At 44.0% G+C, this 22,550-nt stretch carries 20 protein-coding genes; 11 read left to right on the forward strand and 9 right to left on the reverse strand.

Annotated elements, in window-relative coordinates:
* Positions 1-263: 263 nt before the first annotated feature.
* A complete protein-coding gene (locus M0C34_RS20365) occupies positions 264-1,016 on the reverse strand; it encodes a class I SAM-dependent methyltransferase (protein WP_256469300.1) in 753 nt (250 codons plus the stop codon).
* Positions 1,017-1,060: 44 nt separating this feature from the next.
* Positions 1,061-4,228 carry an ABC transporter substrate binding protein gene (locus M0C34_RS20370; RefSeq protein ID WP_248713479.1) on the reverse strand — a complete coding sequence of 1,056 codons (3,168 nt, stop codon included), beginning with the start codon at positions 4,226-4,228 and terminating at the stop codon, positions 1,061-1,063.
* A gap of 134 nt (positions 4,229-4,362) precedes the next feature.
* On the opposite strand from M0C34_RS20370, the gene M0C34_RS20375 reads away from it, so the two are divergent.
* The gene (locus M0C34_RS20375) at positions 4,363-6,147 is read left to right on the forward strand and encodes a bifunctional glycosyltransferase family 4 protein/polysaccharide deacetylase (protein ID WP_248713480.1); all 1,785 of its coding nucleotides are present in this window, start codon (positions 4,363-4,365) and stop codon (positions 6,145-6,147) included.
* Positions 6,147-6,977, forward strand: a complete 831-nt coding sequence (locus M0C34_RS20380; protein ID WP_248713481.1) for a glycosyltransferase — start codon at positions 6,147-6,149, stop codon at positions 6,975-6,977. The genes M0C34_RS20375 and M0C34_RS20380 overlap by 1 nt, the downstream gene beginning before the upstream one ends.
* 54 nt (positions 6,978-7,031) lie before the next feature.
* Here M0C34_RS20380 and M0C34_RS20385 read toward each other — a convergent pair whose 3' ends face one another.
* Both M0C34_RS20385 and M0C34_RS20390 read right to left on the reverse strand, forming a co-directional pair.
* The gene (locus M0C34_RS20385) at positions 7,032-7,805 is read right to left on the reverse strand and encodes a glycosyltransferase family 25 protein (RefSeq protein ID WP_248713482.1); all 774 of its coding nucleotides are present in this window, start codon (positions 7,803-7,805) and stop codon (positions 7,032-7,034) included.
* 11 nt (positions 7,806-7,816) lie between these two features.
* Entirely contained in the window at positions 7,817-8,860 is a 1,044-nt protein-coding gene (locus M0C34_RS20390; RefSeq protein ID WP_248713483.1) for a glycosyltransferase family 9 protein, read from the reverse strand.
* 172 nt (positions 8,861-9,032) lie between these two features.
* On the opposite strand from M0C34_RS20390, the gene M0C34_RS20395 reads away from it, so the two are divergent.
* Entirely contained in the window at positions 9,033-9,461 is a 429-nt protein-coding gene (locus tag M0C34_RS20395) for an FAD synthase family protein (RefSeq protein WP_248713484.1), read from the forward strand.
* A gap of 15 nt (positions 9,462-9,476) precedes the next feature.
* Here the strand turns inward: M0C34_RS20395 and M0C34_RS20400 are convergent, their stop codons facing one another.
* The 4 genes from M0C34_RS20400 to M0C34_RS20415 form a co-directional block, all read right to left on the reverse strand.
* On the reverse strand, positions 9,477-10,649 hold the full coding sequence (locus M0C34_RS20400) for a CDP-glycerol glycerophosphotransferase family protein (protein ID WP_248713485.1): 1,173 nt from the start codon (positions 10,647-10,649) through the stop codon (positions 9,477-9,479).
* Between the two features lie 64 nt (positions 10,650-10,713).
* Entirely contained in the window at positions 10,714-11,739 is a 1,026-nt protein-coding gene (gene tdh, locus M0C34_RS20405; protein ID WP_248715681.1) for an L-threonine 3-dehydrogenase, read from the reverse strand.
* Between the two features lie 2 nt (positions 11,740-11,741).
* Positions 11,742-12,935 carry a glycine C-acetyltransferase gene (locus M0C34_RS20410; protein WP_248713486.1) on the reverse strand — a complete coding sequence of 398 codons (1,194 nt, stop codon included), beginning with the start codon at positions 12,933-12,935 and terminating at the stop codon, positions 11,742-11,744.
* 85 nt (positions 12,936-13,020) lie between these two features.
* Positions 13,021-13,662, reverse strand: coding sequence for a TetR/AcrR family transcriptional regulator (locus M0C34_RS20415; protein ID WP_248713487.1), 642 nt, complete (start codon positions 13,660-13,662; stop codon positions 13,021-13,023).
* A 156-nt stretch (positions 13,663-13,818) separates the two neighbouring features.
* Between M0C34_RS20415 and rfaD the strand changes: the two genes are divergently transcribed.
* From rfaD to waaA, 6 genes are read left to right on the forward strand one after another with little or no spacing between them, the layout of a single operon-like run.
* Positions 13,819-14,775, forward strand: a complete 957-nt coding sequence (rfaD, locus tag M0C34_RS20420) for an ADP-glyceromanno-heptose 6-epimerase (RefSeq protein WP_248713488.1) — start codon at positions 13,819-13,821, stop codon at positions 14,773-14,775.
* Positions 14,776-14,826: 51 nt separating this feature from the next.
* On the forward strand, positions 14,827-15,858 hold the full coding sequence (waaF, locus tag M0C34_RS20425; RefSeq protein ID WP_248713489.1) for a lipopolysaccharide heptosyltransferase II: 1,032 nt from the start codon (positions 14,827-14,829) through the stop codon (positions 15,856-15,858).
* Between the two features lie 37 nt (positions 15,859-15,895).
* Positions 15,896-16,828 carry a glycosyltransferase family 2 protein gene (locus M0C34_RS20430; protein WP_248713490.1) on the forward strand — a complete coding sequence of 311 codons (933 nt, stop codon included), beginning with the start codon at positions 15,896-15,898 and terminating at the stop codon, positions 16,826-16,828.
* 3 nt (positions 16,829-16,831) lie between these two features.
* The gene (locus M0C34_RS20435) at positions 16,832-17,227 is read left to right on the forward strand and encodes a GtrA family protein (protein WP_256469301.1); all 396 of its coding nucleotides are present in this window, start codon (positions 16,832-16,834) and stop codon (positions 17,225-17,227) included.
* A gap of 19 nt (positions 17,228-17,246) precedes the next feature.
* The gene (locus tag M0C34_RS20440; RefSeq protein ID WP_248713492.1) at positions 17,247-18,587 is read left to right on the forward strand and encodes a 3-deoxy-D-manno-octulosonic acid transferase; all 1,341 of its coding nucleotides are present in this window, start codon (positions 17,247-17,249) and stop codon (positions 18,585-18,587) included.
* 11 nt (positions 18,588-18,598) lie between these two features.
* Positions 18,599-19,855, forward strand: a complete 1,257-nt coding sequence (gene waaA, locus M0C34_RS20445) for a lipid IV(A) 3-deoxy-D-manno-octulosonic acid transferase (RefSeq protein WP_248713493.1) — start codon at positions 18,599-18,601, stop codon at positions 19,853-19,855.
* 60 nt (positions 19,856-19,915) lie between these two features.
* Here waaA and M0C34_RS20450 read toward each other — a convergent pair whose 3' ends face one another.
* The gene (locus tag M0C34_RS20450) at positions 19,916-20,635 is read right to left on the reverse strand and encodes a 3-deoxy-D-manno-octulosonic acid kinase (RefSeq protein ID WP_248713494.1); all 720 of its coding nucleotides are present in this window, start codon (positions 20,633-20,635) and stop codon (positions 19,916-19,918) included.
* 89 nt (positions 20,636-20,724) lie between these two features.
* Here M0C34_RS20450 and M0C34_RS20455 point away from each other — a divergent pair, with 89 nt between their 5' ends.
* Entirely contained in the window at positions 20,725-21,774 is a 1,050-nt protein-coding gene (locus M0C34_RS20455) for a glycosyltransferase family 9 protein (protein WP_248713495.1), read from the forward strand.
* Positions 21,771-22,550 carry a glycosyltransferase family 2 protein gene (locus M0C34_RS20460; protein ID WP_248713496.1) on the forward strand — a complete coding sequence of 260 codons (780 nt, stop codon included), beginning with the start codon at positions 21,771-21,773 and terminating at the stop codon, positions 22,548-22,550. Before M0C34_RS20455 ends, M0C34_RS20460 begins: the two co-directional genes overlap by 4 nt.

Raw genomic sequence — 22,550 nt, forward strand, 5'->3', positions numbered from 1 at the left:
TTGATGCAAGTGTTTTCCCTGCTAAACATAAGAAACTAGATCAAGCTCACTTAAATTCGACCTAAATGTGACCTAGATCAATGAATATCCATTAGCAATAAAGGGCTTCTATAAGCACCTGTTTTTATTAGCTAATATTTTTTAGCGTGATATTCACTTAAGCACAAAACAAACTATAGATAGGCTTAAACTTGAGGAATATCAGGCATTAAAGGTCTTTTTTAGGCAGAATATCCCCGATAACGTAGCGCTGGATTAAGCCACTAGATCAGCGAATAAATATCGAAGCGGTGAGTTTTCGTTGTCAGTTGATGATGGCTTACTTTTCCTGCTAAGGGCTCCGCATAACTTGGCCGTTTCACTACAACCCGTTTACTTGCCACCAATAATGCATGCTCTAATAGCTGGTCTGCGTCTAAATCTGCGCCAACTAAATGTTGAAAAATACGCATTTCTTTTTTTACCTGAGCAGATTTTTTTCTATGCGGATACATAGGGTCGAGATAAACCACTTCAGCCTCAAGGCCAACTAGGCTATCGATACTACTGGCATGCACTAAACGCATTCGCTCACTAACCCAAGCGCCAATCTGTGGGTCAGCTTTAGCTCGGCGTAAACCATCCTCAAGCAAGGCTGCAACCCAAGGTGAACGCTCAACCATTGTGACTTGGCAGCCAAGATTAGCCAATACAAAAGCGTCTCTGCCTAAGCCAGCAGTGCCGTCTATCACCGTTGGGCGCTGGCCTTTCTTAATACCAATCGCTTTACTAACGGCCTCTGCACCACCATATTGACGACGATGGGCACTTCTTCCTGCTAGAAAGTCCACAGAAATGTCGCCAAGTTTAGCTTCTTCACACCAACGTAAAGCCAAACCATCGGCGCTCAAAACCAAACAAAAACCCTGTTCGGGTAATTGCTCACAAATTTGTAGCTTAAAGCGGTTACTGAGTTCTTCGGCATATTCGGCATATGTCTGGTTTTCACAGTAAATACGGGGCTGATTAGCGCTCACCCAAACACTCTCCAATAGTTGATTAAGGTCTCAGTTTACCAGCTTTAATTAAGCACCAACATCTCGATAGGGACAGGTTTACCAAAGTGGTAGCCTTGGGCGTAGTCAACCCCAATATCTAGCAGTATTTGATTGATTGCATCGTTCTCAACAAACTCAGCGATAGTCTTCTTACCCATAACATGTGCCATTTGATTAATGCTACGCACAATAGCGGCATCCATATGATCGTTTTCTAAGTCACGAATAAATATGCCATCAATTTTAAGATAATCGATAGGTAAGTTTTTCAAATACCCAAATGATGATAAACCCGAACCAAAGTCATCTAAGGCAATTTTACAGCCAAGTTGTCGTACTTTATTAAAGAACTCGGTGGCCACATTTAAGTTAGCAATAGCCACAGTTTCGGTGGTTTCAAAACATAATTTACTTAGTGGTAAGGCACTGTTTTCAAGGGTGGTTAATAACCACTCAACAAATTCAGCATTACCCAAAGATTGCCCCGATAGGTTCATAGAGCACATATTCAAGCGGGTTAAATGACCAGGGTTCTCGGCCAGCCATTGCAAACTCTTAGCAATAACCACGCGATCAATTTGATCGGCCAAGTTGTAGTTTTCGGCTGCAGGAAGAAAAGCACCAGGCGGTACAATTCGACCATCTTCATCAATCATTCGCAACAGTACTTCATAGTGAAGGTAATCACTATCACCCGCGGTTACTGGCACAATAGCTTGTGCATACAGCAAAAATCGCTCTTCACGCAAGGCTTTTTGAATGCGAGTAACCCACTCCATTTGGCCCTGACGCTCCAACAAAGCTTGGTCGTTGGTTTGATATAAATACACACTGCTTCGACCTAAAGACTTAGCAGTAAAACAGGCATTGTCTGCTTGCGCCATCACTTGCTGAGCCGAGCCTTCTTGCTGACTAAATAGAGTCACGCCAATGCTACAGCCAAAACTAAACATGCGGTCATCACGCACATAGTGGGTATCATTCAGTTTGTCGATCACGACATTGGCGAATTCAAGGCTAGCTTGCTGCTGGGTATGCTCTAATAAAATCGCAAATTCATCACTGCCTAATCGGGCTACAATCGCCGATTCAGGAATCAATAATTCTAAAACATTGGCCACTTGTTTAAGCGCTTGGTCTCCTGAACCGTGACCAAAAGTATCATTGATCACTTTAAACTGGGCTAAGTCTATAAACAATAAGGCATGCTCACCGCTGCTAGCTTGTCCTTGCTGCAACAGCAGATTTAACCTGCGCTCAAAGTAACCGCGATTATAGATGCCTGTAAGCAAATCAAAGTTTGCGTGGAAGTCTAATTCTCTCGCCAAATTAATGGTGGCTGTAACATCCTCACACACCACCATAAAGACATCTTCATCTTCTATTTTGACCATTGATTCTTTAAACCACAGCTGCTTTCCTTGGCGGGTTTGGTAGGCAATCTCACGGGTTGCCTTCGCCACACTCTGGCTATTTAAATACTCCATTATTGATAACTTTTGCTCGCTATCACTATACAGGTTGCGCAGTTGGGAAAGGTCAAGGTGCTCTCTAGCAAAGCCTAAATGCTTAGCCAGTAAGTGATTGCAACAAACAATAACCCCTAAACGGTTGACTAACATCAACATGGCGGGGCTTTGGTCAAACAGCATACGATAGTGCAGCTCACTTTGACTAAGTTGGCGCTGCCGTTGTTGCAACAAACTTAAATCGCGCAGCTCTATAAGCACTTTTTTCACTTGCTTACGGTCATTTAATTGCGGGCTAATTGAAATATCGTATAAACACGATTGTGACTCTTGCTGTAACTCTGCTTGAAATTTAACCCGCTCACCCGTTAAGCACTCGGCAATGCCATTTCTTATTTGTTGTTTTAACTCTGGCTGATGCTGCCAGATAGCACTATCCAGCAAGGAGTTACCCACTAAATAATCCGCTCTATCACCTAATAGAGCCCTAGAGGCTTGATTTAGTACCAGTACGTGTCCATTTTCATCAAGCAGGCCGCAGGCCTGATCGGTAAAATCAAATAACGAAGACAAATACGCATTTTTCTCATCCAGTTGCTCAACAACCTTACGCTTAGAACGAAAGCCCCAAATAATCAGCAACATTGCTGCTAATGCGACAATAACGAGGGCAAGCACAACTTGATAACGCTGTTGCCAAGATTGAAATATCCGCTGATTGAGGAAGCTGGCATTTTCGTCCAAATTCGACAACGGAATCTTCCAGCGCTCTAGTTGCGCATAATCAAACAGGTAAGTTTGCGGCTCTCGCGCACTTATCGCTATATCACGCACATCGGTGCCTTGTAATACTTGCAAGACCATCGAGCCTGTAGCCTTTCCTAACTGCTCAGGCAAAGTAACAAAACCACCCACCGCACCATGACCAATAGCATGTTGCCACAGGCTATAAATGGGGGCGCGAGACACCTCCGACAAAGACGCTATCTGTTGCTCAGAAAGAGCGATATTGCTGGCTAAAGATTGCTGTAATACTCCAAAAAGAATCGCATCATTTGGATTAAGTATCGACGTTTTGGCTTTTATTTCCTCGTAATCTTGGTTGTGCCAAACGGTATAAGTGAGCGCAAATTGCTTGGCTAATTGAGCAAACTCGCTAGCAATCCGCTTACCATTTGACGAGCTATCAACCAATAAGTGAATCGATTCAAGCTCGGGGCTGAGCTGGCGAATCAGCAATAGGTTTTCACGCAAGGCTAAGTGCTGGTGCACCCCGGTAATATGCCGTTCTCTCGGCTCCATATACGCCGTTAAATCTGCGCCAGCTGCCACAATAGGGGCTCGAAGTACGCCAGCATCTTGTAATGATGTGGCAATATCTAAAGCTTGTTGGCCTAGCGCTACAATCAAGTCAAATTGATAATGCAGCACTACTTCATTGAGTAAGTCGATTTGCGCCGAAGCATAACTGTCGTCATTACGCGGTGTTGATTCCACCCTATGGTTATAAAACCACACGGAGTGTTCTCCCACTTCTTGGCGTAAACCTAAATCAAAGCTAGCATCCCACTGTAAGCCAGCCTGATAGGAATTTAGCAATAAAACTCGAGCGGTTCGTGCTTGCGCTTGCCCAGTCACGAGCAAGGTTAGCACCACAAACAGTCCCATTAGATGCTTGATGTACCCTAACAAAGGAGTTGTTTTTTTTGATGACTTACTCACAAAAATCTATTACCGCCTTTAATCATTATTAATCACAAACCAAACACTAAATCAGACCTTCACACATTGACTAGGCGTAACCAAGTCAGTTCTGTAGAATATGTTATCAAACAACAGCAAGGTCTCTCATCTTTATGAATATTTTGATGGCTCTATCACAACTCGAAGTAACCGGAGCTGAAGTATACGCTACTCAAGTGGGTGATCGCCTCACTCAGCGAGGACATCAAGTATTCTATGTATCAGATACCTTAACTTGTCCTCATCAAGGGCCACATTTTAAGCTACGTTTTAATAAACGTAGTCTGCTACGCAGAGTATGGCATGTATTCTATCTAATCTATCTGATTATTAGATATAAAATTCAATTAGTTCATGCCCATAGCCGAGCGTCTGGCTGGTCTTCCTATGTGGCGTGCAAAATCACCAATACACCGATGATTACCACTGTACATGGTCGGCAACCGGTGCATCGCTCTCGCAAAAAATTCCATGCTTTGGGCTTTCATGCGGTAGCCGTATGCGAAAATATTGCCCAGCAAATCATTCGCGATCTCGGTGTGCCAAAACAACAAGTTAGTGTGGTGCGCAACGGTGTAAATAGCCAACAATTTAGCCCATTAGCAAAAGCCAATAACTCAAAGCCCATTATTCAAATAATCGGTCGACTAACCGGCCCTAAAGGTGAGTTGGTATACCAACTGTTAAAACAATCTATTGACCTAGGCGCCAACCACGTGCAAATCATCAGTGGTAGCAAAATAGCTGACCGTTTTACTGAATTTGAAGGCCAAGTGGAATTTTGCGGCTACAGCAAAGATATACGCCAAACCATAAGCCAAGCTGATCTCGTTATTGGTGCAGGTCGCGTCGCCATGGAAGCATTACTCTGTAAAAAACCGGTGTTTGCCGTAGGAGAGGCCAAAGCCTTAGGCTTAATAACTCTCGATAACCTACCAGCGGCCTTAGCCAGTAATTTTGGTGATGTCGCTGATGACGGCAAAACTGAACTCGATATCGATTTTTCACTACTGGCTCAACAGCTAGTCACCGCGACTACAGAGACTGAAGTCAGTGATCAATTGGTCAGCGCAATTCGCGCTGAGTATGACTTAGACGAAGTGTGCCAAAAGCTAGTGAGGCTTTATCAAACGGCGTATGTCTATACCAAGCAACGCGAGGTGCCTATCATTATGTACCACCGTGTTACTCAAGATGATAGCCAAAAAGGTGCCTACGGAACCTATATAACGCTAGCGCGCTTAGAACAACATTTTCAAACTATAAAGCGCATGGGCTTAACTCCCATCACCTTTACCGAATTAGCCCAAATAGGCTTAGAGCACCGTTTTAATCACGGCAAGCGCTACATTATTCTAACCTTTGACGATGGCTACCAAGACAACTTTGACTTGCTATTACCGCTACTTAAAAAGTACCAATTTAAGGCGGTTATCTATGCGGTAACAGGCACTGACCACAATCGCTGGGACGTGGAACACCCCACTAAACCTGACCAACGCTTTGAGCTGATGAGCCACCAAACCATGCGCCAAATCGACCAAAGCGGTTATGTTGAAATTGGCGGACATACGCTTAACCACCCTAAATTGGCAGAGTTGAGTGAAGTAGAACAACAACAAGAAATTGAGCAAAACAAAGCTGAATTAGAAGGTTTATTAGGGCGCAAACTCAGTACCTTTGCCTACCCATACGGCAACCATAACGACAAGACTAAACAGCTCGCCAAACAAGCCGCTTATACCTATACCGTTGCCACCGACTCAGGCCCAGTGGGTATGCATCAAGATCTGCAACAAATAAGACGAATCGTCATGTTCCCTAGCACCACAAAATTCGGCTTGTGGCGGAAGATTAAAGGCAACTACACTTATAAAAAAACGAGAAAACACCATTAATGAGCTCAAACAGCGCCCCTAAAGCCTCTGTAGTAGTGGCTTTTTATAATAATATCAAGGCATTAAAGTTAGTTCTTAGCGCATTAGAAGCGCAAAGCATGACCGACTTTGAAGTCGTGATTGCCGATGATGGCTCTAATGATGCTTCGGTTGAACAATTAGAAGCCTTACAGCAACACAGTGCCTTACAGATTCAACATGTTTGGCATGAAGATAAAGGATTTCGTAAAAACCGTTGCTTAAATTTAGCGGTGCAAGCAGCTCAAGCTGAATACTTGATTTTCATTGATGGTGATTGCGTTCCGCAAACATACTTTGTAGAAGACCATTTAAGCGAAGCCCAATTAGGCCGCTGTTTAAATGGCCGTCGCGCTGATTTATCGCCACAAATGACTCAGCAATTGCAGCTAACTCAACACCCTGCAAATTTTGTACAGTCGCATTTTTGGCCTCTAGTTTGGGGCTATATCTTAGGTCGCGGTAAAAACATCGAAAAAGGAATACGAATTCCATCTAACAAAATTAGACGATACCTGCAAAAAACCAATAAGGGCATTGTGGGCTGCAATTTCTCACTACACAAAGCGGATCTATTAGGTATTAATGGTTTTGATGAGCGCTACGAAGCAGCCGGCACTGGTGAAGACAGCGACCCGGAGTTCCGACTAAGGTTGTTAGGAATCGATATCCATCCCTTATTCTATAAGGCGACGCAAGTACATATTTATCATCAGGAGCTGCCGCGCTCTAGCGAGAATGATGCATTGTTTAAAGCCGTAAAACAGCAACAGCAGGCTTGGACTGAATTTGGGATTCGTCAAAAACGATAAGGATGGAGGCAGCGCTGAATCGTTCAGCGCAGCTTACCGCTAAAACCTCAGTCACTATTTATTAAGGCCTAATTTTCTTTTGAACCAATAACCATAGTTAATCCAGTTACAGGCATATTTATCACGGTATCGATAATACTCTCGGCGAATGCGCCTAATAGTGCTAATACGTTTTCGCTGAGTATTATCGTCAATAGTTTGTTTAATATCTGAATCTTCGCCGCGTTGAAACACATAGCGCGGCTCCACACCAAACTGAAGTACTTTGCTGAGATGCTCTTTATCCATGTAGTCATCTACTGGAAAAATCCAGCGGCTGGCATTATCAACAAACCGTTTAGCAGCATCTGGGGTTAAGGCGTAGGCATGAGCACAATCGGTTTGGCGCATGTATTTAACTATCTTTAACCGCCCTAAGGGTTGCTCTTCTACAAATTCACCCACCGGCCACAGCGAGCGCAATCGGCCCCGACCTAATTTAATATATTGGTAGCGCGGTAATACATCATCAAGCAAAGAGAATATTTGAGAGAAATCATCCGGGATCAGCACATCATCTTCAAAAACCAGTACAGGTTCGTTTAATTCTATACATCTTTGCCATATTAAAAAGTGACTAGCAAAACAGCCCAACTCTCCAGCGTTTAAGCCCGACCCTCCTTGCCATTTCGCCCTTTTTTCATCGTATTTATCAAACAAAGGATGATAGCCTTTAGCACCATCAACGGCATCAAAAAACTCAAACTCAAGGCCAAGCTTACTAAACTCCTGAGTTATACGTTCTCTTCGTTGGGCTGAACGCTCCAAGCTTATGACGAGTATTTTCATCTACCAATATCTCACTGTGTGTTCTGCAATAAGTCATTAATCTTGAGAAGCAGCTCATTTAGGTCAAACTCACCCACATTAACTTCTTCTAGTTTGTTCACCACGGCTCTGGCAAAGATAGCTTTTGTGGGTTGGTAGTTGGGTGCCCACATGGCAAAGTTTTCAGGGTCTTGACGATAGATGGCAACCATTGGGGTATTGAAACAATGCGCTAAGTGAACAGTTGCGGTATCTACGCTAACAAACAACTGACTAAACTTGATTAAAGCTGCATTCTGTTCAACAGTTGTTGTATTACTAAGACAAAAAACGTGATCAACCTCGGCGACGACTTTATTAACCAATTTCTGAGTCACCGGCGAGCTCAATATAACCAGTGGATACTGGGGAAATTCATCTCGTAGCGCTGCGATAACCTCCCGAAGGCGCGCTTCGCTGAAAGAACGTTTTTGAGTATTACCAAAAGCATTTAAAGCAATATAACGTCCTTTCTTGTCCCCTAGAAATGCCAAAATGTCATCTTCAATGGCTTGGGATAAGTTAAACCTATAGCTCAAGTCTTCAACGTCTATTCCCAGTTGCTTAGCCGCTTCGACAAAGTACTGCTGACTATGTTGCCCGCTCACTTTCTCTGCAATGTTGCAATTAATCAAGGCTACATTTTTTGCTACACCAACATTGGCCCTGGCCTTCAAGCAACGTAACATCAAAAAATCACGCGCTTTTAGTACTTCAGGCAAAAAAACCACGGCATCATAATGCGGTAACGCCCCGATAAGCCGGCTAACTTGCCATAATTTAGGCCGCTTAGGGTAACAATGTACTTGGTCGATGAATGGGTCGTTATTAAATAAATGCTGCGAGTTAGCGGTGCATAATACGCCGATGTTGAGCTCAGGCTGGTGCTTTTTTATTTCTCGATAGAGAAATGAAGATACGATGCTGTCACCAATTTTGCCATCACCACGAATTAACAATAGGCTTTTGATTGGCGTACTGACATCAAATTTGTCTACCGATTTATCAAACAAGTACTTTCCAATAATAAAATTCAAGCTATCCCTAAACTTAAACAATCGACCAAGCGTATTATCTTTAAGCAAGCTGTAAACCTTCTATTAGCGCAAACTCTGAGTAATCGTTGTATTATATCTCACTAGACTTCCTTAAGCCTCTCAATCAGAGCTAAAATTTTATAATCGTCACTTTTAATAAGCAGAGTAAAGTATGAAAAAGATAGGTTACACCACTGGCGTGTTTGATATGTTCCACATTGGGCACCTCAACGTTTTACAGCGCGCTAGGTTAGAATGTGACTATTTGATAGTCGGTGTTACCACTGACGAGCTTTCAATTGCAGCCAAAGGCAAAAAGCCGATCATTCCCTTCCAAGAGCGCCTAAAAATTGTTGAGTCAATAAAATTTGTCGACGAAGTCTCTCCGCAAGTGAACTACGACAAAATGGAAGCGTGGAACAACTTAAAATTTGACAAAATGTTTGTTGGCGATGACTGGAAAGGCACAGAGAAATGGACAAAATTAGAAGAGTCATTTAATGAAGTCGGTGTAGAAATTGTTTACTTCTCTTATACCGAACACACCTCGAGCTCGATATTAAGAAAAGTACTAGAAAACATGTATAAAGAACAAGCTTAACGCTTCTCTGCGCTATTAACGCTGGTTAATAGCGTTAAAAACTCGCTCACAATTGTTCTGATCTTGAAAACTGAAGTACTGTTTAACCTTGTCTTGGTGGGCAGGCAGTAGCGCAAATCCATCGGCAAATACTTGGGCAATTTGTTGCTCTAATTCTGAGGGTGTATTTGCCACGTAACCCGGTAGATCATGTCGAATATCGATAAATGCTTTGTTTTTTCTAGCCCCAATAAACTCTTCATAATCAAACTGATAGGAGATAAACGGTTTATTCATATACACAAAGTCAAAGAACACGCTTGAGTAATCGGTGATCAATAATTTGCCCATTCTTAATAATTCAGTAACCGAATGCTGTCCCTGCCTAACAATGTGAATACGCGAAGAAGACAAGCTATCAAAGTACTGTGAACAAGCTTGAATATTTTGATGTAGGTAGACCGCAATATGAGCATCATTCTGTTCTAAGTGTTGCTTAAAACTATCACTTTTTAACAGTGCTTCCGTGTGTTTAAAAAGCTCAGTTTGGGTAAAGCCATCACCTAAATGTTGTTCGTTGTCCCGAAAGGTCGGCATATAAACAATCAGATTAGGCCACTTGGATTGAGCACTTAAATCAGTCATTCCGTCAAACCGAGGGTAACCAGCAACCTTTACCTCACTATCATCGTAGCCATACTCTTCGACAAATATTGCTTTATGTTTTGGTGATAAAGCCATGATTTGATTATTTAAGGGGAACACCGTCTTATGGTAAAACTGTTTGCCATTTTTCAGGAAACCCACGCCATGGTTTAACATGACTCGCTTAGCTTTTAAGGTTTTACTGGTCAGTTTTTTTAAAATACCTAACTCATCAGGAATCATCCATAAGCCGTGAGTAGAAATAATGGCTTCTGCATGGTACATGTAGAACAGCTGCTTTAATGAGCCTAGAGCTAGCCACTCCTGTTCAGATAAAAACTTATCAATCGAAGGGGAATCACGTTTAATTACATAATAGGCATCGATCTCTGGTTTGTTTTCTCTTATCCAACGAAACAGTTCATAGCCATTTTCTTGGGCTTGGCTGGCAGTCTCACAAAGTAACCAAACTCTTTTTTTCATAAAAGGTTTGGTTACAAAATAGGCGAGGCGAGTAACTTCTGCCGCAACCGTTGCCGAAATAACTTTTACCAAATTAGCCACAAGCACCCCTAATTAATACAAAAACAAGCTTCGCTCACCAATAGATTAAAGACAAACCATTACTCTAGGTCCAATCTAAAATCACCTTACCACTTTGCCCAGAGCGCATCGCGTCAAAACCTTGTTGAAAATCATCAACTGAATAATGGTGAGTGATAATGGGACTTAAATCGAGGCCAGATTGTACCAAAGATGCCATTTTATACCATGTTTCAAACATCTCTCGGCCATATATCCCTTTAATCACTAAGCCTTTAAAGATGACTAGGCTCCAGTCGATGCCCATATCACTGGGCGGAATGCCCAGCATCGCCACTTTGCCACCGTGGTTCATTAACTCTAACATCGAGCTGAAGGCACTGGGCACACCCGACATTTCCAAACCAACATCAAAGCCTTCGGTCATTTTTAACTCGCTCATGGTATCGCTAAGAGAATGCTTAGCAACATTAACGACCCGAGTTGCGCCCATTTTTTTGGCCAAGTCTAGCCGATAATCGTTAACATCGGTAACCACGACATGGCGGGCACCTACGTGCTTACATATCGCTGCCGCCATTACGCCAATTGGCCCAGCACCGGTGATAAGCACATCTTCACCCACTAAATCAAACGACAAAGCACTGTGAACAGCATTACCAAAAGGGTCGAAAATGGCGGCTAAATCATCACTAATTTCATCAGGTAACTTAAATGCATTCACCGCCGGTATCACTAAGTATTCAGAAAAACAGCCGGTGCGATTAACGCCCACGCCTACGGTATTGCGACATAAATGAGTACGGCCACCGCGACAGTTTCGGCAATGCCCACAAGTTATATGGCCCTCACCAGAGACCCGATCACCAATACTAAAACCTCGAACTTCTTGGCCTATATCAACCACTTCACCGGCATATTCATGGCCTATCACCATTGGCACTGGAATGGTTTTTTGCGACCATTCATCCCAGTTGTAGATGTGCACATCGGTGCCACAAACGGCGGTTTTGTTTATTTTAATCAGCAGATCGTTATGACCCAATTTAGGCATCTCAACTTGAGTCATCCATATACCTGGCTCAGCCTTGGTTTTTGCCAGTGCTTTTATGCTCATGCAATGACTCCTAGCTCTTTACCTACCTCGGTAAACGCCGCTACTGCATGGGCTAACTGCTCAGGAGTATGTGCTGCCGATATTTGAGTACGAATCCGTGCTTGGCCCTTAGGCACCACAGGGAAAGAAAAACCAATCACGTAAATGCCGCGTTCTAACAACTTATCAGCAAAAGTACTGGCAAGCTTGGCATCCCCTAACATGACCGGAATAATCGCGTGATCGGCGCCCGCTAAGGTAAAACCAGCCTTACTCATCTCAGTTCTGAAATAGGCAACGTTGTCCCATAACTGTTTACGCAGGGCATCACCGTCGGCTAACAGCGCTAGTACTTTTAACGACGCCGTCACTATCGATGGCGCCAATGAATTTGAGAATAAATAAGGGCGTGAGCGTTGGCGTAACCAATCAACCACTTCTTTCTTTGCAGAGGTAAAGCCACCAGAGGCGCCACCCATGGCTTTACCCAAGGTGCCAGTGATAATGTCTACGCGATCCATCACTTGGTGGTACTCGTGGGTACCACGGCCGTGTTGACCAACAAAACCTACGGCATGCGAATCATCTACCATCACCATGGCATCGTATTTATCTGCTAAATCACAAATACCCGGCAAGTTAGCGATAACCCCGTCCATTGAAAATACACCGTCGGTAGCAATCAGTTTAAAGCGCACACCTGCAGCGTCGGCGTCTTTTAAACACTGCTCCAACTCAACCAAATTGTTGTTGGCATAACGAAAACGCTTAGCTTTACACAAACGAACACCATCGATGATTGAAGCATGATTCAAGGCATCAGAGATAATGGCATCTTCAGGGCCTAATAGGGTTTCAAACAAGCCGGCATTGGCATCAAAACACGATGAATAAAGAATGGTATCTTCCATTCCTAAAAATTCACTTAAGCCTTGCTCTAAGCGTTTATGTATATCTTGAGTACCACAGATAAATCGTACTGAGGCTGCTCCAAAACCATGGCTATCTAAACCTGCTTTAGCCGCGTTAATAAGGGCTGGCGAGTTGGCTAAACCTAAATAATTGTTGGCACAAAAGTTAACCACTCGGCCTTGTTCAACAGCAATCGAAGCTTGCTGTTGCGAGTTAATCACGCGTTCATGTTTATATAAACCGTCATCTTTAACTTGTTGCAGTTGCTGTGAAATGAATGTTGAAAAAGCCGCCGTCATACCAAACCCTATTAAAAACCAGAACAATCACTGAATTATAGTGTTTTATTTGGCAAATACAGCCTTTTATCTAAATTAATAACTGTTAGCTATGTTCAGCACATTTTACATAGTGATCGTACAAACGATGATAGATGCTCATCGACTCTTCGGTGAAATAAGGGCGCAGAGTAAACAGTATTTTTAATACTCCCTGATACAACCGTGGTTTAGTGATTTCTCCACCTTTTAACTGAGCGCTTTGGTAGCCAATCCATGCACCAATAATGAATTTAACACTGTCAGCTAACTCCACCATGGTGGCGTCATCGCCACTAATGAAGCGGCTGTCTCTCAGCTGTATCAATATGTCACTACTCCAAGCTGATAGTTCGAGTTGCAAATCTTGATATTGCGCTTCTAGTTCGGCATCTCGCGCCAACAGCTCTAACAAATTGGCGAATAAAAAACGGAAGCGCCACATTAATTCAAAACTGGCATCCAAATATTGAGTTAAATGATCAAGGCTTAGCAGCTGATCGGCATGTGGACGAAAACTGCATTCAAGCTGCTCAACATAAAGCTGAAAGATACTGCGTATAATTTCTTGTTTATTGCTGAAGTGGTAATACAGATTACCGGGGCTAATACCTAACTCTGCGGCAATGTGATTGGTCGTGATCTGGCGTTCGCCTCGTTCGTTGAAGAGCTGCAAAGAGGTGTGGATAATTTTATCTTTAGTTTTCATTTGGCTAAAAAGTTCTCCGTTATATTACTGTGATACCTGCAAACGCTGCCAAAATCCAGTTTTTCTTCGCTGCATTCCACTGCCCAGCCAATTGCTATTCGCTTCGTCACAGCATAAAATCCTTAGATTAACGGCAATTTTGGGAATGGTTGAATTATGATTATCGTAACAGGCGGGGCGGGCTTTATTGGCGCCAATATTGTAAAGAGCTTAAATGAGCAAGGTCATAACGACATCATCGTGGTCGACGACCTAAAAGACGGCACTAAATTCGTTAATCTAGTCGATTTAGACATTGCCGACTATCTCGACAAAGACGACTTCATTGCCCGCATTGTATCCGGTGAAGACATCGGCGCTGAATACGGTCAAAAAATCGAAGCCATTTTCCATGAAGGCGCATGCTCTGCTACCACTGAGTGGGATGGCAAATACATGATGGAAAACAATTATGAATACTCAAAAGAATTACTTCATTACTGTTTAGACCGCCGCATTCCTTTCTTGTACGCCTCTTCTGCGGCCACCTATGGTGATACCGATACTTTTATCGAAGAGAAACAATACGAAGGCCCACTGAATGTTTACGGTTATTCAAAGCTGCAATTTGATAACTACGTGCGCCGCTTATTGCCAGACATTGACTCGCAAGTCGTTGGCTTCCGTTACTTCAACGTATACGGTCCCCGTGAACAACACAAAGGCAGCATGGCAAGTGTTGCCTTCCACTTGAATAATCAAGTTAACGATGACCAAAACCCTAAACTATTTGAAGGTTACGACGGTTACGGCAACGGCGGCCAAAGCCGCGATTTCGTTTACGTCGGCGACGTAGTCAAAGTGAATCTTTGGTTCTGGAAAAACCCCGATCAAAGCGGCATCTTCAACCTAGGGACCGGCCAAGCAGAACCATTCCGCTCTGTGGCTGAAGCGGTCATCAATCATCACCAAAAAGGTGAAATTGAATATATTCCTTTCCCTGATCATCTGAAAGGCCGTTACCAAAGCTTTACTCAAGCTAACATCGACAAACTTCGCGCAGCAGGCTACGCCGAACCGTTTAAAGACGTCGCCCAAGGCGTTGCCGAATACATGGCTTGGTTGAATAAATAGCTCTCAAATAAACAATGGGGACTCAACGGTCCCCTTTTATTTAGGTACACGATGAAAATTTTGGTGGTGGGCCCGTCTTGGGTCGGTGACATGGTGATGTCACAAAGCTTATATAAAACGCTTAAGCAACTGTATCCACACGCTCAGCTTGACGTACTCGCCCCCGATTGGTGTCGCGCGTTATTAGAACGTATGCCTGAAGTCGACAACGCGCTGCGTATGCCGCTTGGCCATGGTGATTTACAACTCGCTGTTCGCTGGGCGTTAGCGAGACAACTAAAAGAGCAACATTATGACTGGGCAATCACTCAGCCCAACTCACTAAAATCAGCTTTAATCCCCTTATTTGCTGGGATTAAGCGCCGAACAGGCTGGAAAGGTGAAAGTCGCTATGGCTTGCTCAACGATCTACGTAGCAACAAACAGGCCTTCCCCTTGATGGTAGAACGCTATGTTTCGCTTGCTCATGACAAACACCAAATGGGCTCTGCCAAAGACCTACCCAGCTATGCTCACCCGGCCTTAACCGCCAACGCCAATAACCAACAGGCCGCACTTCAACAGCTGCAACTGAGCAACCAGCAGCCAATACTCGCGCTATGCCCTGGGGCAGAATTTGGCCCCGCTAAACGTTGGCCAGAACAGCATTATGCCACCGTTGCTCAACACTGGATCGAGCAGCGTCATGGCCAAGTGTGGATTTTTGGCTCCGATAAAGACCAGGCGGTCGGTGAGCAAATCATCGCTAATTTACCCGCAGAGCAACAAGCTGACTGCTACAACCTTGCGGGTAAAACTCAATTAGCAGAAGCCATCGACTTAATGGCCTTAGCCAGTTTAGCCGTTAGTAACGATTCAGGTCTGATGCATATTGCTGCTGCCCTGCAACTACCGTTAATTGCCGTATATGGGTCTTCGTCCCCACAATATACGCCGCCGCTCAGTGAAACGGCTGAAATACTGCACACCGATATTGAGTGCCGACCTTGTTTTAAGAAAACCTGTAAATTTGGCCATATGAAATGTTTAAGTGAACTAGCGCCAGAACAAGCCATTTCAGCTATGGCTAAACTTCTCAGTTAGCTACACTTTTAATATTTAAACGGTTTAAAGGAATCATATGAGTACTAACACTCCTGTTATCTCGATAGTTTGCCCCTGTTATAACGAACAAGACACGGTAGGTTTATTCATCGACACGATGATTCCGGAATTGGACAACACTCAGCTGAGCTATGAAATCATCTTTATCAACGACGGTAGCAGCGATCAGACCCTAGAGAATTTGAAGACACTACAAAGCCAACATGCAGGGCTTCGAGTGGTCAATCTTGCCAGAAATTTCGGCAAAGAGGCCGCTTTAACCGCCGGTATAGACTTATCTAAGGGAGAAGTGATTGTTCCTATCGATGTTGATTTGCAAGACCCACCAGAACTTATCCACGATTTTCTGCGAGAATGGAACAATGGCTACGATGTTGTAGTAGCCAAACGTATCGACCGCACCAGTGACAGCCTTGCTAAAAAACTCAGCGCCGAATTGTTTTACAAATTCCACAATAGAATCTCCCACGTAAAAATTCCGGAAAATGTCGGCGATTACCGCTTAATGACCCGCCGAGTGGTGAGAGCCATTCAGCAATTACCCGAAAACCAAAGATTTATGAAAGGTATTTTTTCATGGGTAGGTTTCAAAACCAAAGTAGTTGAATATAAGCGCGACCCACGAATAGCCGGAGAAACCAGTTTTAATGGCTGGAAGTTATGGAATTTTGCCCTAGAAGGTATCACCAGTTTTAGCACCGCACCGTTACGGGTATGGCTATATGTGGGTATGCTAATATCAGTATTAGCTTTTGTATACGGCAGCGCCATCGTAATGAAAACCCTAATGTTTGGTATTGATGCGCCGGGTTATGCTTCATTGATTACCATTGTGCTATTCCTAGGAGGGGTGCAGTTAATCGGCCTTGGCGTATTGGGGGAATATATCGGTCGGCTATTTATGGAGTCAAAACGTCGCCCTATATATATCATTGAAGATGACAACTAGACGATGGCACAGCTCATCAACAGATTGCTTGCATTAAGAATAGTTAGATATGCTCTTGCCGGCGGCGTGGCGACTCTTATTCACTTTAGCTTGGCGTTAATAATACTCGAACTATGGCCCTTGGCGTTTATAGCGGCCAACCTAGTGGGGTTTAGCTTAGCGTTTATCTTCTCTTACTTAGTACAAACACTGTGGGTATTTGAAAAAGAGCTGGCGATTAATAATGCACTGCGGTTTTTTGTGGTGCAATTGGGCGCATTAAGCCTATCGGTTTGGTTATCATCACAATTAACCACCTATCCAAATTTTTTAAAAGTAAGCTTAGTGATTGTATTACTACCCGCCATCACTTTTGTTATTCACCGCTTTTGGACTTTTGCGCGCGCAGAAGCCTCTTAAATCAATTAAGCTAAACATAATGAACTCAACCGTATCTTTGCATCAAACCTTAGAAAAACACTTTAACAGCATCTACTGGCTGGTATTTCTCAGCGCAGTTGCCCTCTCGTTGATATACGCTTCAAACCAAATCTTAACCGGCGACCAAACTCAAATGCTGATTAAGGGCTATTTGGGGGCCTATCAAAACAACTGGCTGAGCTACGGCAATGCTGCCAGCGTAGTGGGTAACGTACCCGGTTCTTTATCAACCTATATTGTTGGAATTCCCTTATTAATATGGAATTCCGCATGGGCGCCGATGCTATTGTTGCTTGCATTGCGGGTGGTGTCGTTTCTACTGTTTGATTTAGTCATTAAACAGATATTTAGCCCCGTAGTGAGGTTAAGCTTTTTGGTGCTTTACTTGCTTAATCCTTGGTTCTTATTTGATAGCTTAATTTACAACCCTGCCTACCTATGTTTCTTTGCTGCGCTGCATTGCTGGTCAGCCTTTAACATGAGCCAACAACGCTCTTTTATTTTTAGTTTTCTAAATGTCATCGCCATTGGCTTTGCCATGCAATTACATTACTCATGGCCAATATTAGCCGTGATGTCTGCTTACTTGTTTTACCGTCGACTCATTCATGTGCATTGGCTAGGGATCATCTTTGGTTGTGCAACTATTTTCGTTTCATTAATCCCTTACCTCATTGAATTACAAGCCAATCAAGCAATACAGGGGCAAGAGTCAGATCGCTACATTGGTTGGGGCGGAGTGCATGTCTATCCTGTATTCAAGTCGGTACTCTACTGGCTACGTTACAGCTCTTTCTTATTTTCTAACCGAATAATTACCGACGCCGAATTTTTATGGCTAACAGATATTAATTGGTTACGCATGGCAATTAATTATCTGTGGCAGGCTGTTTTATATGTGGTTGGGGGCTTAACAGTGATCGTATCTTGGGGGATTAACCAAAGAGTTTGGCGAAGAATAAAGCCACATTGGCGCTCTCGTAAGGCTTTAAACCTATCGAATCAAGATTGGTTAATGCATTACGCATTTTCAGCCGTACTCGGTATTATTATCTCTGCCATTTTGTCGCCTATTATCTTCTCATATTGGCATCTAATCATTACCTTTGGCTTTGCTCTATTTCCAGTGTTATACCAAGCACAGCGCTGGCAAAACAGCCAACCAGAACGTCTCGCTAAAATCATAATGTTGGTGGCAGGCTATTTTCTGGTGGTCAACTTGGTAGCCAGTCATGATAGTAATAAGTTTTCTTATACGCACAGTTTTGCCGAGCAAGAGCGCCAATTTTTAATTGATAAAGGCCTGGCGGTTCAGTCCCCCCTAGACACCATTAGGTGATGATTGTGCTAATGAAATTACTCTACAATTTACTGCTCATCCCCTTATTGCCTTTGGCTATGTACAAACTGTACTGGCCCAAAGCAGGCAAGCCTTCGGTAGGCAAGCGCTGGGTAGAGCACTTTGGTTTTAGTAAAAAAGTGACCGGCGTAGATTTATGGTTGCATACCGTATCAGTGGGTGAGGTTATCGCCGCAACACCACTGATCAAGCAACTTAAACAACAGCAACCTGAACTTTGCATATTAGTCACCACCACCACCGCGACGGGTGCAGAGCAAGTTGCCAATAAACTCGGCGAGCTGGTGGTTCACCGTTACGCCCCCTTCGATTTATGGCCGTGTATCAGTCTATTCATTCACAAGCATCAACCCAAAAAGCTATGGATAATGGAAACCGAACTGTGGCCAAATTGGCTAAGCATTTGCGGTAAGAAACAGATCCCCGTGTCCTTGCTCAACGCCCGCATGTCACAACGCTCTTGCCAGCGTTATTTGCGCTTTAAAACATTTAGCCGCCAGTTGTTTTCAAACATTAACTTAGTATTGGCTCAACACCAAGATGACGCTCAGCGCTTTAATCTATTAGGTGTCGATGCCGCAAAGCTAATGGTAAGTGGCTCAATCAAATATGATTTACCCAATACCGAAACCATCCAGCAGCAAGCGGCCTTGCTTCGTCGTCAATTATTTGATCAGCGTTTAGTGTGGATAGCCGCCAGTACCCATAAAGGTGAAGACGAGCTGATACTAGAGGTTATGCAAAAAGTACGAACGCAACTGCCCGACAGTGTGTTGGTTTTAGTCCCGCGCCACCCAGAGCGTTTTGACCACGTGGCAGAGCTAATTGCTGAGCGCGGTTTATCCTGCGCTCGGCGCAGCTTACAACAAACGCCTAGCGTCGAGCAGACCGTCTACCTAGCCGATACCATGGGCGAGATGATGCTAATGTACGGCTGCGCTGATGTTGCCTTCATTGGTGGTTCATTGGTGAAAGTAGGGGGGCATAACTATTTAGAAGCAGCAGCAATGCGTTTACCTTGCGTAGCCGGTGAATACGATTATAATTTCTCCGATATTAGCCAGCAGCTACAAGCCCAAGGGGCGCTAAAACTGAGCTCTGATACCGAGCAACTCGCTAACTGGTTGAAAGCTTGGTTGAGCGACAGTACCGAGCGAAAACAAGCCGGTGAAGCCGGTTTAAACATCGTTAAACAAAACCAAGGCGCGTTAGCTCGCAGCCTTAACGCTTTATTGGCTGAGCCTTAAAGTGGTTTACTCAGGGCAAATCTTTTAGCGGGTAATTACACCAATGATTCGCCCTGATAACTAGAGCGCATTTTTATAGGCGGCTAGCATATACTGCCAATCAGACTCCAACCAATGACAATAGCCTGGCTTAGTTTGCTCTTTTTCTAAAGAACGGTACAAACGAGCAATATTGGCTTGTTGCCACTTTTTACGGGGCCGACACAGTCGACCACTATCAAAATCTATCAGCCACACCTTTTGCTGGTCGTCTACCATAATATTACGCAAGTTGAGATCGGCGTGATACACCCCCGCTTTGTGAAATAAAGCGATGGTTTCACCCACTTTTTGCCACAAAGACAAAGGCAAGCGGCGCTCACTAAGTAGCTGGGCTAAATCTTTAGCACCATCAATACGCTCCAATATCAGGTCGGCTTGAAAACTCATACCACTGCGTTTAATGCGCCCGGCAATGGCTAATGGAGCCGGCAATTGCAGCGCTTTCAGGCTCATCAACAGTGAAAACTCACGCCATACTCGCGTCCGCTTGAGGCTGGTATACAAATAGCGATCGTTGCTCAGTTTTGAGACTAAACCACCACGATGATAATGGCGTAATACACACTCACGGTGCTGAAAACGGAAAAATATGGTTTTACCTCGACCCATTGCATGGCCCACTACGGCTCGGTTTTGTTGCCAATGGCGGACCTCAAAATAAGCATCACTCACGTGATCCCACACCGCAGGGTTGAAGAATAGATAGCCATCTTCCGTTTTTTGTTTTTCTATCTGCATAAATACCGCTTACAAAACATATCCCAACAATTTTACATCGCGGGCAGCAAAAAGCATAATACTTAAGAAAATCCGCCACTTTTGCCAAAATGACCTCAACTCAAGCCATTCAAAAAATCTGCATCCTTCGTTTATCGGCGATTGGTGATGTGTGTAACGCCCTAGCGGTAGTGCAACAACTGCAACAGGCGCTGCCTGAAGCAGACATTACCTGGGTTTGTGGTAAAGCCGAAGCACACCTACTGGCACTATTTACCAATATTAACGTGGTGATATACGACAAACGTGACGGCTTGCGGGGATTGCTATGCCTAAAGCGTCAACTTAAGGCGCAACAGTTTGATGTACTCTGGCACATGCAGGCCGCCCTACGTGCTAGCTTGGTCAGTTATTGTATTAATGCCAAACGGCGGATAGGCTTTGACCGAAGTCGTGCCAAAGACGGCCAGTGGTTATTTACCAACGAAAAAATATCACCCGCAAATTCGCCCCACGTATTGGATGGATTTTTACAATTTTTAAACCAGCTAAATATAGCGCCGCAGCCAGTTAAATGGCATGTTCCGCTCAGTGAGCAAGACCGTGATTACGCAAAAACCTTGCTCAACACAGATACTAAGCAACTACTCATTTGCCCAGCCGCAAGCAAAGCCTACAAAAATTGGACCATAGAAGGTTATGTCGGCATTGCCCTATATGCCCTCAACCAAGGTTACCAAGTCAGCCTCATCGGTAGCCCAGCCAACAATGAAATGGCACTATCTGAACAAATAAACCAAGCTTGTAAGGGTAGGCTAAGCAATCTGTGCGGTAAAACCAGCTTGCCACAGCTATGGGCGCTGATTGACCAAGCAGATATCTTGATATCGCCCGATACCGGGCCGGCTCACATGGCAGTGGCGGTTAATACACCGGTGCTAGGCTTATATGCTCACCATAACCCACAGCGCACAGGGCCTTATCAATATCGCCACTATGTAGTGAGCGTATGGCAACAAGAAATAGAAAAAGAACAAGGCAAACCTGCCAGCCAATTAAGTTGGCGCAGCCGAGTGAAAAACCCCGATGCCATGCAACTGATTACCCTCGATGCGGTGATCGATATGTTTGAAACGATTAAACAAGAGCAGCAACTATGAGCGCGAATAAAGCCAGCATTACCGCCATCATTATCACTAAAAACGAACAAGATAGTTTAAAGGATTGCTTGGAAAGCCTCACTTGGGTAGACCAAATAGTGGTTGTTGATTCAGGCAGTAGCGACGGCACGGTTGAGCTAGCAAAACACTATACTCAAGATGTATTCACTAATGACAATTGGCCAGGCTTTGGTAAACAAAAACAATTGGCCCAAAGCTATGCCAGCAGTGACTGGATCTTAGCGGTAGATGCCGATGAGCGTATCGACGCCACCCTGCGTGACAACATCCAAAAAATGTTAGTTAATCCGCCCAGTAATACCGTATTCAACCTGAATGAATTAACCTGGGTATTTGGTCGTTTTCTTAAACATTCTGGTTGGTATTATCGCCATATTCGTCTCTATCCACGGCAACTAACTCAGTATAACGATAACTTAGTGCATGAATCGGTAATCGTGCCGGAAGGTTGCCAAGTCGCTGAATTAGATGGCGATATTCTGCATTACTCCTACCGCAACATTGAGCACTATTTAGTGAAGTCGGCCGGTTATGCCAAAGCTTGGGCAGATCAACGTGAAGCGCGAGGCAAACGCGCCACCTTAAGCCAAGGCGTATTACATGCCATTGGCTGTTTTGCCAAAATGTATATTTTAAAACGGGGCTTTTTAGATGGCAAAGCGGGCTTTTTAATCGCGCTGCTATCGGCACATTCCACCTTTGTGAAATATGCCGATTTATGGGCTAGGCAGCACGACCGTCACTATCGAAAGTAG

The sequence above is a fragment of the Agarivorans sp. TSD2052 genome (genome assembly GCF_023238625.1).
In the GTDB taxonomy this organism is placed as follows: domain Bacteria; phylum Pseudomonadota; class Gammaproteobacteria; order Enterobacterales; family Celerinatantimonadaceae; genus Agarivorans.